This window comes from Thauera butanivorans, from assembly GCF_048398245.1.
Classification (GTDB): domain Bacteria; phylum Pseudomonadota; class Gammaproteobacteria; order Burkholderiales; family Rhodocyclaceae; genus Thauera; species Thauera butanivorans.
In genome coordinates, this window is the sequence record NZ_CP183038.1 from 964,718 (window position 1) to 977,310 (window position 12,593).

General features: G+C 68.7%; 14 protein-coding genes. 4 read left to right on the plus strand and 10 right to left on the minus strand.

Going from position 1 to position 12,593, the window contains the following annotated elements:
* Positions 1-36: 36 nt before the first annotated feature.
* From mdcE to mdcA, 5 genes are read right to left on the minus strand one after another with little or no spacing between them, the layout of a single operon-like run.
* Positions 37-873, minus strand: coding sequence for a biotin-independent malonate decarboxylase subunit gamma (gene mdcE, locus ACNQFN_RS04600; protein WP_418648129.1), 837 nt, complete (start codon positions 871-873; stop codon positions 37-39).
* A gap of 2 nt (positions 874-875) precedes the next feature.
* The gene (locus tag ACNQFN_RS04605; RefSeq protein ID WP_418648130.1) at positions 876-1,724 is read right to left on the minus strand and encodes a biotin-independent malonate decarboxylase subunit beta; all 849 of its coding nucleotides are present in this window, start codon (positions 1,722-1,724) and stop codon (positions 876-878) included.
* Positions 1,721-2,032, minus strand: a complete 312-nt coding sequence (locus ACNQFN_RS04610; RefSeq protein WP_068638976.1) for a malonate decarboxylase subunit delta — start codon at positions 2,030-2,032, stop codon at positions 1,721-1,723. The genes ACNQFN_RS04605 and ACNQFN_RS04610 overlap by 4 nt, the downstream gene beginning before the upstream one ends.
* Positions 2,020-2,928: a triphosphoribosyl-dephospho-CoA synthase gene (locus ACNQFN_RS04615; RefSeq protein ID WP_418648131.1), complete on the minus strand. Its 909-nt coding sequence runs from the start codon at positions 2,926-2,928 to the stop codon at positions 2,020-2,022. The genes ACNQFN_RS04610 and ACNQFN_RS04615 overlap by 13 nt, the downstream gene beginning before the upstream one ends.
* Positions 2,928-4,589: a malonate decarboxylase subunit alpha gene (gene mdcA / locus ACNQFN_RS04620; RefSeq protein WP_418648132.1), complete on the minus strand. Its 1,662-nt coding sequence runs from the start codon at positions 4,587-4,589 to the stop codon at positions 2,928-2,930. Before mdcA ends, ACNQFN_RS04615 begins: the two co-directional genes overlap by 1 nt.
* 152 nt (positions 4,590-4,741) lie before the next feature.
* Between mdcA and ACNQFN_RS04625 the strand changes: the two genes are divergently transcribed.
* Positions 4,742-5,659, plus strand: a complete 918-nt coding sequence (locus tag ACNQFN_RS04625) for a LysR family transcriptional regulator (RefSeq protein WP_418648133.1) — start codon at positions 4,742-4,744, stop codon at positions 5,657-5,659.
* A gap of 157 nt (positions 5,660-5,816) precedes the next feature.
* Here ACNQFN_RS04625 and ACNQFN_RS04630 read toward each other — a convergent pair whose 3' ends face one another.
* The 5 genes from ACNQFN_RS04630 to ACNQFN_RS04650 form a co-directional block, all read right to left on the minus strand.
* Positions 5,817-6,164, minus strand: coding sequence for a DUF3325 domain-containing protein (locus ACNQFN_RS04630; RefSeq protein ID WP_068638970.1), 348 nt, complete (start codon positions 6,162-6,164; stop codon positions 5,817-5,819).
* 16 nt (positions 6,165-6,180) lie between these two features.
* Positions 6,181-7,884: a PepSY-associated TM helix domain-containing protein gene (locus ACNQFN_RS04635; protein ID WP_418648134.1), complete on the minus strand. Its 1,704-nt coding sequence runs from the start codon at positions 7,882-7,884 to the stop codon at positions 6,181-6,183.
* The gene (locus tag ACNQFN_RS04640; protein ID WP_418648135.1) at positions 7,881-8,198 is read right to left on the minus strand and encodes a hypothetical protein; all 318 of its coding nucleotides are present in this window, start codon (positions 8,196-8,198) and stop codon (positions 7,881-7,883) included. The genes ACNQFN_RS04635 and ACNQFN_RS04640 overlap by 4 nt, the downstream gene beginning before the upstream one ends.
* Positions 8,195-9,142 (minus strand): alpha/beta hydrolase, encoded by a 948-nt coding sequence (locus ACNQFN_RS04645; RefSeq protein WP_068638964.1) that lies wholly within the window; start codon positions 9,140-9,142, stop codon positions 8,195-8,197. Before ACNQFN_RS04645 ends, ACNQFN_RS04640 begins: the two co-directional genes overlap by 4 nt.
* An 85-nt stretch (positions 9,143-9,227) precedes the next feature.
* Positions 9,228-9,422, minus strand: coding sequence for a hypothetical protein (locus ACNQFN_RS04650; RefSeq protein WP_068638962.1), 195 nt, complete (start codon positions 9,420-9,422; stop codon positions 9,228-9,230).
* Between the two features lie 296 nt (positions 9,423-9,718).
* Between ACNQFN_RS04650 and ACNQFN_RS04655 the strand changes: the two genes are divergently transcribed.
* From ACNQFN_RS04655 to ACNQFN_RS04665, 3 genes are all read left to right on the plus strand, one after another.
* Complete coding sequence (locus tag ACNQFN_RS04655; protein ID WP_068638960.1) at positions 9,719-10,465, plus strand: response regulator; 747 nt, start codon at positions 9,719-9,721, stop codon at positions 10,463-10,465.
* Positions 10,466-10,612: 147 nt separating this feature from the next.
* Positions 10,613-11,362 carry an electron transfer flavoprotein subunit beta/FixA family protein gene (locus tag ACNQFN_RS04660; protein WP_068638958.1) on the plus strand — a complete coding sequence of 250 codons (750 nt, stop codon included), beginning with the start codon at positions 10,613-10,615 and terminating at the stop codon, positions 11,360-11,362.
* A 159-nt stretch (positions 11,363-11,521) separates the two neighbouring features.
* On the plus strand, positions 11,522-12,451 hold the full coding sequence (locus ACNQFN_RS04665) for an electron transfer flavoprotein subunit alpha/FixB family protein (protein ID WP_418648136.1): 930 nt from the start codon (positions 11,522-11,524) through the stop codon (positions 12,449-12,451).
* Positions 12,452-12,593 lie beyond the last annotated feature (142 nt).

Consider the following 12,593-nt stretch of genomic DNA (forward strand, 5'->3'; position numbering starts at 1 on the left):
CGCGATCGCCGCCTGGGTGGATCGATCAGATGTCGGTCATGCCTCCCAGCCTGCCCGCAGGCGTTCCCGTACTTCGAGCGAGAGGCGGCGGTCGGGCTGTCCCAGCCGGCTCGAAAGGTCGCGGCGCTCGTCCGCGCGGATGTCGTCCAGGGCCTCGGCAAGGCAGCGCTCGACGCGGTCGATGTCCGCCGCATCGGGCGCGTCCGGCCGGGAGACCGGGAGCAGCCGCCACAGCAGGCCGAGCCTGGCGAAGCTGGCGATGTCGTAGGCCATCGGCGGTATCTTCTCGGCCAGTGCCTCCAGTTGCTCGACCGAACGCAGCGTCACCCGTGCCGCGGCCGCCTTGCCCATCGCATGGACCATGACTTGCGGATCGTCGAGGGCGATCAGCCGGTTGGCCTGGTAGCCGTGTGCGAGCAGTGCGCCGGACATCGCCTTGCCGACGATCAGCCCGATCACCGGATGCCCGGCAAGGCGTGCGTCGGCGTAGGCCGCGGCGGCGCTGGCAAGCGCCTGGTGGATGCCATAGGCTTCCTCGCGCCGGCCGTAGGCCTGGCTGGTCACGTCGATCACCGCCACGATCGGCCGGCGCCTCGAGGTGCCGGCATCGGCGGCGACGACTTCGCGCACCGCGCGCGCGAGTGCCCAGCCCTCGACCAGGCCGACTTCGCCCCGGCGGGCCCGTGGGAAGGGGTTGCGGGGATCAGGCACCACCGCGATGAATCGCGCCGGCTCGCCGGCCAGTGCGGCATCCACGACCTGCACCGAGGCCGGATGGCCGGCAACGGTCGCTGCGCCACCGGTCGTCGCGCCATCCCGTGCGAGTGCGGCGAGCCAGGCCGCGCCGCGGCTGATTTCGGTTTCATGTGCCATGTTTACAGTCCCTTCTGGTAGATGGCGCGTACCGTCTCGGGCCGCGCCTGTTCGGCGGCATCCACACGCTCCATGCAGGCGAGGAAGTCCGCCTCGCGGTCGCTGCGATGCCGTGCCGGAGCGCCCATGCGGATGAACTCGTGGACGCTGGCGCGCATGGCGCCGACGTCGTCCTCGAGGTAGGCATCGACGAGCTTCGAGGCGAAGCGCTGCTCGCCGCCCGTGATGCTCCAGATGAAGGGGCGGTCTCGCGAGTCGTATTCCTCGATGCCCGCTTCCTGCTCGATGACCTGCGGCCCGTTGAGACCGAGGCGGGCCTCGCGGGTGACGATGAGATAGCTGCACAGGCCGGCGGCGATCGACATGCCGCCGAAGCAGCCGACGGTGCCCGCGACGATGCCGATCACTGGCTGGTAGCGGCGCAGGTCGGCGATCGCGGCGTGGATCTCGGCGATTGCGGCAAGACCGAGATTCGCTTCCTGCAACCGCACGCCGCCGGTCTCGAACAGGATCACTGCGCGGGTCGGGATGCCGCGGCGGTTGTTTTCGGCTGCCAGTTCGAGTGCTCCCGCGATCTTCGCGCCGCCCACCTCGCCCATGCTGCCGCCCTGGTATGCGCCCTCGATGGCGAGCACCACCGCGGGCTGCCCGGCGATGCGGCCACGGGCGACCACCACGCCGTCGTCGGCCTGGGTGACCACGCCTTGCGCGGCCAGCCAGGGCGAGGTCAGCCGGTCGAAGGGGCCGATCAGTTCGCGGAAGCTGCCTGGATCGAGCAGCGAGCGGGCACGTTCCCGCGCTCCGAGTTCGATGAAGCTCTCGCGCTTGAGCAGCTCTGCGGTATTCATCATGCTTCCCTCCCACTGCCGGTGAGTTCCTCGAACGCCTGCTCGATGCGCATGCGCACCACGCCGGGCGTCGCGCCGAAGTCGTTGATCTCGATCTTCGTGGCGGGCAGCGGCGTCGCCGCGAGAACCCGGGTGAGCACCGCTTCCCAGACGCGGCCCATGCCGGTCACCGAGGTCGTGACCGAAACGGTGGTCGTCCCCGCGGCACCGGGTTCGGCGAGCACTTCCAGGTCGCCCGAGCCGACCACGCCGGCCAGCGCCCTGCCGGATGCCGGGTCCAGGGCCGGGAAGGTGAAATTCAGTTGTTCCATCCTGGTTCTCCTTTTGGTTGAATGGGGTCTTCCGTCTCGAATCGATCGAGGAACAGCGCCGCGGCGAGCAGATCGGCGGCGCCGCCCGGTGAAACGTTCCGCGCGATCAGTTCGCGCTCCAGCGCGTGCAGCGCCGCGCGCCCCGCGCGCGTCCCTGCGCCACCGGATTCCAGTACGGCCCGGGCGCCTGCCTGCGCGCAGGCGAGCGCCGCCGGGCCGCCGCGCGACAGCACGCAGGTGTCGTCGAGCTCGGCCATGACGGCGAGCAGTGCATCGAGGCGCGCGGCATCTTCCGTCGCACCTACAGCCCGGGACTGGCGCAGCTTCGGCAGCGCGACGTGGACGACGTGCGGAAAGCCGGCATGTGCCTGTCCGCGGGCGCCGCCGACGCCGTAGGCGCGGCAGGCCAGTTCGCCCTTGTTTCCGGTGAACCCGGGCGCATGGCGGTCGGGCAGGCGGGCGAGGCCGCCGGCCCGGGCGGCGACGCGGGCGGGAGCCCGCTCCGATGGGGCCATGGCCGCCGCGGTGACGAGCAGCCCCAGGGCCCAGATCGCACCCCGATGCGTATTCACGCCGCCGGTTGCCGCCAGCATCGCCGCCTCGCCATTGCGGCCAATGGCACCGATGGATTCACGCAGTGCCGGACTCGAGGCCGCGCCGGCGCCGGCTTCGGCCAGCGCGGTGAAAGTCGGCTGCAGCGTGCGCGCCGAATGGCACATCAGCGACCAGTCGAGATCGCGATGGGCGCCCCGGCTGCGGATATCCACCAGCCCCGGCTTGGGTGTCAGGGTGACTTCGTCGATGAGTGCGGCCACCGCCAGATCGGCCAGGCGATCGGCCATGCCGGACCGGCGCGTCCGGCATGTGCCGCCCCTGGGCGTCAGCACCGGATCCATCACCAGCTCCTGAATTTTGCGGGCGGATTGTAGAGGCCGCCCGACCAGGCAACCAGGTCGGCGACGCTTTTCGCGGCGAGCAGGGAGCGGGTCGCCTCGGCCCGATGCACGCCGAGATCTTCGGGCAGCGCCACCAGCCCGCCGCGGCGCAGCGCCTCGGTACGGCGCGGGTCATGGGTGAGCCCGATCGGCGTCACGCCGGAAACCGCGGCGATCATCGCCTTGCGTTCCTCGACCGAGCGCGCCTTGTACAGGTAGGCGATGCCTTCCTCGGTGAGCACGTGGGTCACGTCGTCGCCATAGATCATCACCGGCGCCAGCGGCATGCCGCTCCCCTTGCCGACGTCGACCGCATCGAGCGATTCGACGATGCAGGGCTTGCCGCCGGCCTGGAAAGTCTCGACGATCTGCACGACGAGCTTGTGCCCGCGGGCGAGCGGATCGTCCGTCTCGATCAGGTCGAGCCATGCCGGCGTCGGATGCCTGCGCCCGCGCGGGTCGTGGCCCATGTTGGGCGCGCCGCCGAAGCCGGTGAGCCGGCCGCGGGTGACGGTGGAGGAATTGCCCAGCCCGTCCATCTGCAGGGTCGAGCCGATGAAGAGATCCACCGCATATTGGCCGGCGAGCTGGCACAGGGCGCGATTGGAGCGCATGGAACCGTCGCGGCCGGTGAAGAACACGTCGGGCCGGGCCGCGACGTAATCTTCCATGCCGAGTTCGCCGCCGAAGCAATGCACGCTTTCGACCCAGCCCGATTCGATCGCCGGGATCAGGGTCGGGTGGGGGTTCAGCGTCCAGTTGCGGCAGATCTTGCCCTTCAGGCCGAGGCGCTCGCCATAGGTCGGCAGGATCAGCTCGATTGCCGCGGTATTGAAGCCGATGCCGTGGTTGAGCGACTGCACCTGGTGGCGCTCATACACGCCGCGGATCGCCATCATCGCCATCAGCACCTGCATCGGCGTGATCAGACGCGGATCGCGGGTGAATAATGGCTCGATGAAGAAAGGCTTGTCCGCCTGGACCACGAAGTCGATCCAGGCGCCGGGGATGTCCACCCGGGGCAGTTCGCCTGCATCATCGACGATCTCATTCACCTGGGCGATGACGATGCCGTCGTGGAAGGCCGCGGCTTCGACGAGGGTGGGCGTGTCCTCGGTGCTCGGACCGGTGTAGAGGTTGCCCTGGCGGTCGGCGGTGTAGCCTGCGACCAGCACGACCTTGGGAATCAGATCCACGAACAGCCGGGCGTAGAGCTCGATGTAGGTGTGGATCGCGCCGACTTCGAGCAGTCCGTCCTGCAGGAACTGCGAGATGCGCAGACTCTGTCCTCCGGCGTAGGCAAAGTCCAGCCTGCGTGCGATGCCGCGCTCGAAGAGATCGAGATGTTCCGGGAGGCTCACGCTCGGCATGATCAGGTTGATGCCATGAACCCGCTCGGGATCGACCCGGGCGAGCGCGCGGGCGAGAAAATCGGCCTGCTTCTGGTTGTTGCCTTCGAGCACGACCCGATCTCCCGGGCCGATAAGTCTTTCCAGCACCTCGACGATCGAGCCGGTCCTGAGCACGGCCCCGTCGGCGAATTCCCGAACCTGGGCGAGGCGGCGCTGCTTCTCGGTCCGGCGCCGGGTCCAGCGCGGGTCTGGTTGAGCCTTGGCTTGCATGTTCACTCCGTCAGTTGAGACCTGGTGGAGGCAAGATAGGCGTGCGCTCGCAGTGCTTCAATCAAGCAAAACGTCTGTTTATTACTCCATGAGTAATAATGATGGCAATGAGGATCACGGCGACCGGCTGGCGGCAAAAGGGGGAGCAGGGCATGCAGATCGATGAGCAGATCACTTTCCGCAAGCTGGAAGTTTTCCTCAGCTTCATCGAACTGGGCAACATGGCGCGGGTCGCCGAGGCGCTCGACCAGAGCACGGTCAGCGTGCACCGCGCCCTGCATTCACTCGAGGAAGGGCTGCGCTGTCCGCTGTTTCGCCGCGACGGCCGCAAGCTGATTCCGCTGGCGGCGGCCTACGTGTTCGCCGAGCATGCGAGGCGGTCGGTGGCGGAATGCACCGTCGGCATCCAGAAGGCCCGCGAAGCCGCCGGTTTCGGGGCGGCACGGCTGCGGATCGGCACGCTGTACTCGCTCACCGTGCGCACCATCCCGCGCCTGCTGATCGGGCTCAAGACCCGCCGCTCCGAGCTCGATGTCGACCTGACCATGGGCTCCAACCGGGATCTGCTGCACAAGCTCGAGGACGGCCGGCTCGATGCGATCGTGATCGCGGTCGACGAGGCGCCGCTGCATCCCGAACTGCTCATGGTCCCGATGTTCACCGACGAGATCCTCTTCGCCGCGCCGCTCCACTCGCCCTATGCGGCGAGCCGGATGATCGATCTGAGGGACCTGCAGGACGAGAGCTTCGTCAGCCTGAGCGACTACTTTGCGACCTATCGCGACTTCAGCCGGGCGTTCGAGCTGGCTGGTTTCAAGCCCCGCATCGCGATGCGGGTCGGCGACATCTTCTCCCTGATGAACCTGGTCAGCGGTGGTGTCGGCTACTCGCTCCTGCCCGGCCGCGTCGCCGATTTCAACCCCCAGGTCCAATTGATACCGATCGTGAAGCCCTACGTCGTGACCCAGCGGATCGCTCTTCTCCTTCCCCGCAACCGCGAGCGCGATCCCAATCTGCTGGCGCTGATGGCCGAATGCAGGATGTTCAAGCGCAATTCATCGCCAGGCTGAGTGCCGGCGCCCACCCGCCTCTGCTGGTCTGTATGCTGCTCCATAGCGAGCACCTGCTCGACGACGGCACATCCGTGCGTGACGGCGTGTTCTCCCTCGTTGTCACCGGCAGGGATCGACTGGCCGGCGGCGCCAAGCGCAACCTGTTCCGGCCTCCTCAGTGCCCGGCCATTCCCCATGCCAGCACCGCCAGCCCCAGCAAGGCCGGCGCAGCGAAGCGCAACGGACGCGGCCGGTAGCTCAGCATCAGGCCGATGGCGACGCTGGCGAGCGACAGATAGCCCAGCCAGGCCAGGCTGCCGATGGAGGGGCCTCGCGCGGCGAGCGCCGGCAGCAGCGAGGCGAACAGCAGCAGCCAGCCGGCCACGGTCAGCGTGTGCCGCGCCGCCAGCGCGGGGAGCCGGCCGAACACCTGCTTGGAATGGCGTTCGGTGCTCAGGGCGATGGCGCTGAAGGCGGCGAAGCTCAGCGCGAAGGCCAGAAAATCCAGGGCCAGGGGGTTCATCCGGCTTGCTCCGTGGTCAGCAGCGCAGGGGAAGCGGCAGGGGGGCCTGGGCGGCGGTGGCTTCCGCCGGGCGTGGGGAACGGGTTGCCGGCCTGGCGGCCGGAGCGGCCTTGCCGGGCCGCACGCGCGGAACGTGGCGGATGACGCCGCGGGCGGCGAAGAACAGCAGCAGACCGCAAGCGAGCGCCGTCAGGTCGAAGCCGGCCACTTGCCACTGGCCGCTCGCCAGGCTGTGGCCCAGATGCGCGCCGCCGCTGAAGGTGTTGAGCAGGGGCAGGGCGGCGAACAGCGCGCCGGCGGCGACGAGCTGCTCGATCCAGGCTCGCTTGTGGCGGCGCAGCAGGGCATGGATCAGCGTCAGTCCCCATGCGCTGAAGAACGTGCGGATTTCCCACAGATTGCGCTCGGCCTGTTCTACCGGAACCAGGCGGTTGGCCCAGAAGTAGGCGGCGATGGCGATCATCAAGCCGGCGACGGCGGCGATGTTGAGCACCTGCACCAGGCGGTGGCCGCGCGGAATGGGGGCAAGCGAGGGCTCTGCCGAGGGCGCGTCCTTGGCGCGCGACACCACCCACAGCACCAGGCCGCTGGCGACCATCAGCGAGCCGAGCACGCCGGACAGGAATAGCAGCCAGCGCGGCAGCGGCGACGCGAAACGCCCCAGATGGACCGCGCTCAGCACGTTCTGGATCGCTCGCACGGTGGAAGGCTCGGCGGCCGGCGGCGCATCCAGCAGCTTGCCGCTGACGCCGTTGAACAGCAGGCGTTCGGTGGCGGCGCGGTTGGCGAGGCTGTCGCCGCGCGCCTGGCGCAGTTCGATGATGGCGCCGGCATCGCCGGGGTGGGTGACGACGATGCTGCCGACGCCGGCGTCCGGCCAGCGCCGTTCGCCTTCGGCCAGCAGCGGGGCGATGGCGGTGAGCGGCGCCGCCTCGCCGGTGGCGCGGGGCGCCGGCGCGGCGTTGCCGAGGCCGCGCAGTTCGCGGCCGTAGGCGGCGCTGTCCTCGGGATAGGCGGACGATACCGCCGTGGGCATCAGCATCGAGCCCAGCAGCACCAGGCCGGAAAAGGTGATGACGAGGTGGAAGGGCAGCGACAGCACGCCGCTGGCGTTGTGTGCATCCAGCCACGAACGCTTGCCCTTGGCCGGGCGGAAAGTGAAGAAGTCGCGGAAGATCTGGCGGTGCACGATGACCCCGGTGATCAGCGCCACGAACATGAACATGGTGGCGATGCCGACGATCCAGCGCCCCCAGATGCGATCGATGCCGTATAGCTCGAAGTGGAAGCGGTAGAGGAAATTGCCGCCGGCGGTCTGGCGTGCCTCGATCAGTTCGCCGGTGGCGGGGTCCATGACGGCGCGGTGCAGGCCGGGCTGCTGGCGCCCGCCGCCGCGGCTTTGGGAGCCTTGCGCCTGCTCGGGCTGGGCTTCGCGCCAGCTCAGGTTGACCACGTTGCTGCGCGGGCCGGGCAGCGAAATCGTCCATTGCTGGGCGCCGCTACCGACGCGCTCCAGCGTGCGCAGCGCGTTGGCGGCGGCGTGGCCGTCGTCGTGGGCGCGATGCAGCTCGGGCTGCATCCACAGCGTGATCTCGTTGCGGAAGAAGGACAGGGTGCCGGTCACGAATACCGCGAACAACAGCCAGCCGAGCAGCAGTCCAGCCCAGGTGTGCACCCAGGACATGGACTGGCGGAAGGTGCGTGGTTTGTCGAATCTCATGCTGCACCTCCGGGTGCGGCGAGCCATTGCCAGGCGGCGAAGGCGCCTGCGCCGATCGCCAGGCCGGCGGCCGAGCGCAGCAGCGTGGCGGCGGCGAAGACCCAGATCACCGCCACGGTGTAGACCAGGAAGGCCAGCATGATGGCGGCCATTACCGCGTCGGTGCGCGGCAGCGGCAGGCCGACCGCGAATGCGGCGGCAGCCAGCGCGGCAACGCCGTAGCCGCCGAAGACGGCCATGACCGAGCGCAGGGTGATGTTGAGGCTGGGCCGGTGGTCGGCAAAACACGTGGAATAGGGAGTGTCGGGCTTCATCGTGCTGTCTCTGCCATCCAGCGCAGGGTGTGGCCGAGCGACGCGGGCAGCATGGGGCCGTGCTCCAGGCCCGGCAGTTCGCGGTATTGCGCATCGAGCCCGGGCACTTTGCCCAGGCGGGAAACGAGGGCCGGCACGGCGTCGGTGGGCAAGGCAGCCGTTGCACGCTCGCGCTCGGCCAGGCGCGCCGCAGAGGATGGGGGGCGCGCACGACGGTCTTCGGCGTCGCCGCGAAGGACCAGCAGCCGGGTGTGATTGCCGGTGAAGTTGCGGCCGAACGCCTCTTCGAGCGTCAGCAGGTGGCCGTCGCGCCACCACAGTGCGGGGCTGGCGGCAGCGTAGTGGGTGAATGCGGCGGGCTGCGTCAGCAGGGTGTGGAGCACGAACAGGCCGCCGTAGGAATGCCCCCACACGCCCTGGCGCTTGGCGTCGAGCGGGACGCGCGCGGCGACTTCGGGCTTGACCCGGGTCTGGATGAAATCGAGAAAGCGCTTGGCGCCGCCGTTCGTCCGCGTGGGATCGAGGGGGTCGGTCTGCGGCCCTCCGCCGGGCAGCGGTGGCGTGTAGTCGTGGGCGCGGGCGACGACGTCGAAGCGCAGCGGCGTGTCGTAGCCGATGGCGACGATCACCGGTGGGCCGGCTGTGGCCAGTTCGCCCAGCAGTTCGTCGTCGAGCGCTTCGATGGCGGCATTGCCATCGAGCAGGAAAATGGCCGGATAGCCTGCTGCCGGCGGCGCCAGACGAGGGCGTGCGATCTGGACGCGGTAGCGGCGTTCGCCGCCGGGTGCGTCCAGCATCAACGTCTCGAAGCTGTAGTGGATCGAGCCCCGTTCCGAAATGTCCGGCCGGGGGCCGCGCTCCAGGCTGGGCTGGGCGGCGGCTGTGCCGCCGTACAGGGCCAGGATGGCGGACATGAGGACGAGGACGAAGCGTGTCGTATGCATGCAGGGCAGCCGAAAATCAAGAAGCGTCCGGCTTTTGCCGGACGCGGGGACAGCGCAAAAGGCCGTGGGCCTTGCCGCTGCCGCTTCAGAACGGGGCGGTCAGCGTCGCGTAAAAGCTGCGGCCGGGTTCGTTGTAGGTGTCGGCGCCCTGGCCCTCGGCGAGCGTGGCGTCGGCCTGCTGGGCGAATGCGCCGTGGGAGGGAAGGCAGGCGAGGCCGATGGCCGCGACCAGCGGCCTGAGGCGGCGCGAGGTGAGAGGGCTGGGGGAAGAGCGAGGCATCGTTGTTCTCGTCGGGCAGGAGTCGAAAACGCCGCACGGCAACGCCACCGGCATGACTGCAGGTAGAATCGCGTGCTTGGATTAGCAATAAAACAAGAATCATAATCATTAACAATTGTAATTGTTTGTCGAAATATGGAAAATGTGTGGCATGCCTGCGCCATTGCACGATGAGACGCCCGTCCGCGGGCAGGGCGTCGGCACGCTACCCGCGAATACTCATGAACGACCCCATTTCCCCACTCGCCCGCGCTTTCCCGAAACCGGCTGCGGCACGGCATTCCGGATGAATCATCGTGCCGACCGACGCTCCCCGCATCCTGCTCATCGATGACGACCCCGAGATCCGCGCTTCGCTGACCACCTATCTGGGCCGCTACGGCATGGAGGTGAGCACCGCCGCCGATGCGGGCAGCGGCCGCAGGCTGCTTGCGCGCGAGCGTTTCGACCTGGCGCTCGCCGAGGTCATGCTGCCGGACGAGGATGGGCTGTCGCTGTGCCGCTACCTGTACGAGCACCTGAGGCTGCCGGTCATCCTGCTGTCGGTGCTGGCCGATCCGGCCGACTGCGTGGCGGCGCTGGAACTGGGTGCCGACGACTACATCATCAAGCCCTTCGATCCGCGCGAACTCGTCGCCCGCATCAAGACCGTGCTGCGCCGGATGCGCAATGCGATGCGTGGTGCGGAGGCCGCTGCGCCTGCAGTGATGGGCGAAGCCCGCTATCTGAGCTTCGACGCCTGGACGCTGGATATCGGCCAGCGCGCGCTGTCGCATCGGAACGGCCGCATCGTCGAGCTGAGCGCGGTCGAGTTCCGCCTGCTGCTCGCCCTGGCCGAGCATCCCAACACCGTGCTGAGCCGCGAACGCCTGCTCGATCTCACCCACCGCGACGAACACGGCGTCTTCGACCGCAGCATCGACACCCAGGTCAGCCGCCTGCGCAAGAAGATCGAGGAAGATCCGCGCCGCCCGCGCCTGCTGCGTACCGCCTGGGGCGACGGCTACCTGCTGTCGGCCGAGGTGACGCGCCGGGGGGCGTGAAACCCGTCTTCGCCGCTGCCGGGGCCGTCCGCCGCTTCGAGTCTGCTGAAGCGAGTGTTCGGAAATGATGAATCTGCCGCCGGCGCGATAAAACTAAACTGCTTCCGCTCGAGCATATGTCCGGGCGCCAAAACAAGGAGGAAGACATTGAAGATCCTGGTACCCGTGAAACGCGTCGTCGACTACAACGTGAAGGTTCGCGTCAAGGCTGACGGCAGCGGCGTGGATATTGCGAACGTCAAGATGAGCATGAACCCGTTCGACGAGATCGCGGTGGAAGAGGCGGTGCGCCTGAAGGAAGCGGGCGTGGCCACCGAGGTGGTGGCGGTGAGCTGCGGGGTGGGGGCGTGCCAGGAGACGCTGCGCGCGGCGCTGGCGATCGGCGCGGACCGCGCGATCCTGGTCGAGACCGATGCCGAGCTGCAGCCGCTGGCGGTGGCCAAGCTGCTGAAGGCGGTGGCCGACCGTGAGCAGCCGGCGCTGGTGATCGGCGGCAAGCAGGCGATCGACGACGACGCCAACCAGACCGGGCAGATGCTGGCGGCGCTGGCGGGCTGGGCGCAGGCGACGTTCGCCTCGAAGCTGGTGATCGCCGATGGCAAGGCGCAGGTCACGCGCGAGATCGACGGCGGTCTGGAGACGCTGTCGATCGTGCTGCCGGCGGTGGTCACCACCGACCTGCGGCTGAACGAGCCGCGCTACGCGACGCTGCCCAACATCATGAAGGCGAAGAAGAAGCCGCTCGACACGGTCAAGCCCGCAGAGCTGGGCGTGGATGTGGCGCCGCGGCTGCAGACGCTGAAAGTGGCCGAGCCGCCCAAGCGCAGCGCGGGCGAGCGGGTGGCCGACGTCGCCCAGCTGGTCGACAAACTCAAGAACGTTGCCAAGGTGATCTGAGATGACTACCCCCACATTTGCGGCTGAAGCCGCTGCATGCAGGGCCGGCTTTGCACAGCCGGCCCGTTCCGCATGCGTGGAGCAGTGCTCCACGAATTCCCTGCTTCACCCCCCCAAGGGGGCGGACACCCACCTTGGGACGGCCCGGCGGAGGGTGTCATGAGCATTCTCGTCATTGCCGAACACGACAACCAATCGCTCAAGGCCGCCACGCTCAACACGGTGACGGCGGCAACCAAGCTGGGCGGCGACATCCACGTGCTGGTGGCCGGTGCCGGCTGCGGCGCGGCGGCCGAGGCGGCGGCGAAGATCGCCGGCGTGGCCAAGGTGCTGGTGAGCGACGCGCCGCACTACGAAGCGCAGACGGCCGAGAACGTGGCCGAGCTGGTCAAGGGCCTCGCCCCGAACTACAGTCACGTGCTGGCGCCGGCGACGCCGAACGGCAAGAACATGCTGCCGCGGGTGGCGGCGCTGCTGGACGTGGCGCAGATCAGCGACATCGTCGCCATCGAAAGCGCCGACACCTTCGTGCGCCCGATCTACGCCGGCAACGCGCTGGCCACGGTCAAGAGCGCCGATGCGATCAAGGTCATCACGGTGCGCACCACCGCCTTCGATGCGGCCGCAGAAGGCGGCGCCGCCCCGATCGAAGCGCTGGCCGCGGGTGCCGACCTGGGCGTGGCGGCGCTGGTCGGCCGCGAGCTGACCAAGAGCGAGTGCCCTGAACTGGGTGCGGCCAAGGTCATCGTCTCGGGTGGCCGGGGCGTGGGCAGCGGGGAGAACTACCACACGCTGCTCGAGCCGCTGGCGGACAAGCTGGGCGCGGCACTGGGCGCGAGCCGTGCGGCGGTCGATGCGGGCTTCGTGCCCAACGATTACCAGGTGGGCCAGACGGGCAAGATCGTCGCGCCGCAGCTGTACATCGCGATCGGCATCTCGGGGGCGATCCAGCACCTGGCGGGGATGAAGGACTCGAAGGTGATCGTGGCGATCAACAAGGACCCGGAGGCGCCGATCTTCCAGGTGGCCGACTACGGCCTGGTGGGCGATCTGTTCGAGGTCGTGCCGGAACTGACCGCGGCGCTCTGAGCCGGGCCGGGGACGGCGCCGGCACGGCTGTCCCCGCGTACCGTCGATGGTTTTTTCGTCCGGAGATCGCTCCTCTCCCCTCCTGCTGATTTCCGGAACGAATTGCGGCTTGGCTGACCCATGGTTCGCCAGGCCGTTTTTT

Excerpts from the sequence above, each read along its gene's own strand:
- ACNQFN_RS04625 (WP_418648133.1), top strand. The coding sequence starts at position 4,742 with ATGCAGATCGATGAGCAGATCACTTTCCGCAAGCTGGAAGTTTTCCTC.
- ACNQFN_RS04635 (WP_418648134.1), bottom strand. The coding sequence starts at position 7,884 with ATGAGATTCGACAAACCACGCACCTTCCGCCAGTCCATGTCCTGGGTG.
- ACNQFN_RS04650 (WP_068638962.1), bottom strand. The coding sequence starts at position 9,422 with ATGCCTCGCTCTTCCCCCAGCCCTCTCACCTCGCGCCGCCTCAGGCCG.
- ACNQFN_RS04645 (WP_068638964.1), bottom strand. The coding sequence starts at position 9,142 with ATGCATACGACACGCTTCGTCCTCGTCCTCATGTCCGCCATCCTGGCC.
- ACNQFN_RS04610 (WP_068638976.1), bottom strand. The coding sequence starts at position 2,032 with ATGGAACAACTGAATTTCACCTTCCCGGCCCTGGACCCGGCATCCGGC.
- ACNQFN_RS04615 (WP_418648131.1), bottom strand. The coding sequence starts at position 2,928 with ATGGATCCGGTGCTGACGCCCAGGGGCGGCACATGCCGGACGCGCCGG.
- ACNQFN_RS04630 (WP_068638970.1), bottom strand. The coding sequence starts at position 6,164 with ATGAACCCCCTGGCCCTGGATTTTCTGGCCTTCGCGCTGAGCTTCGCC.
- ACNQFN_RS04665 (WP_418648136.1), top strand. The coding sequence starts at position 11,522 with ATGAGCATTCTCGTCATTGCCGAACACGACAACCAATCGCTCAAGGCC.
- mdcA (WP_418648132.1), bottom strand. The coding sequence starts at position 4,589 with ATGCAAGCCAAGGCTCAACCAGACCCGCGCTGGACCCGGCGCCGGACC.
- ACNQFN_RS04640 (WP_418648135.1), bottom strand. The coding sequence starts at position 8,198 with ATGAAGCCCGACACTCCCTATTCCACGTGTTTTGCCGACCACCGGCCC.
- mdcE (WP_418648129.1), bottom strand. The coding sequence starts at position 873 with ATGGCACATGAAACCGAAATCAGCCGCGGCGCGGCCTGGCTCGCCGCA.
- ACNQFN_RS04605 (WP_418648130.1), bottom strand. The coding sequence starts at position 1,724 with ATGATGAATACCGCAGAGCTGCTCAAGCGCGAGAGCTTCATCGAACTC.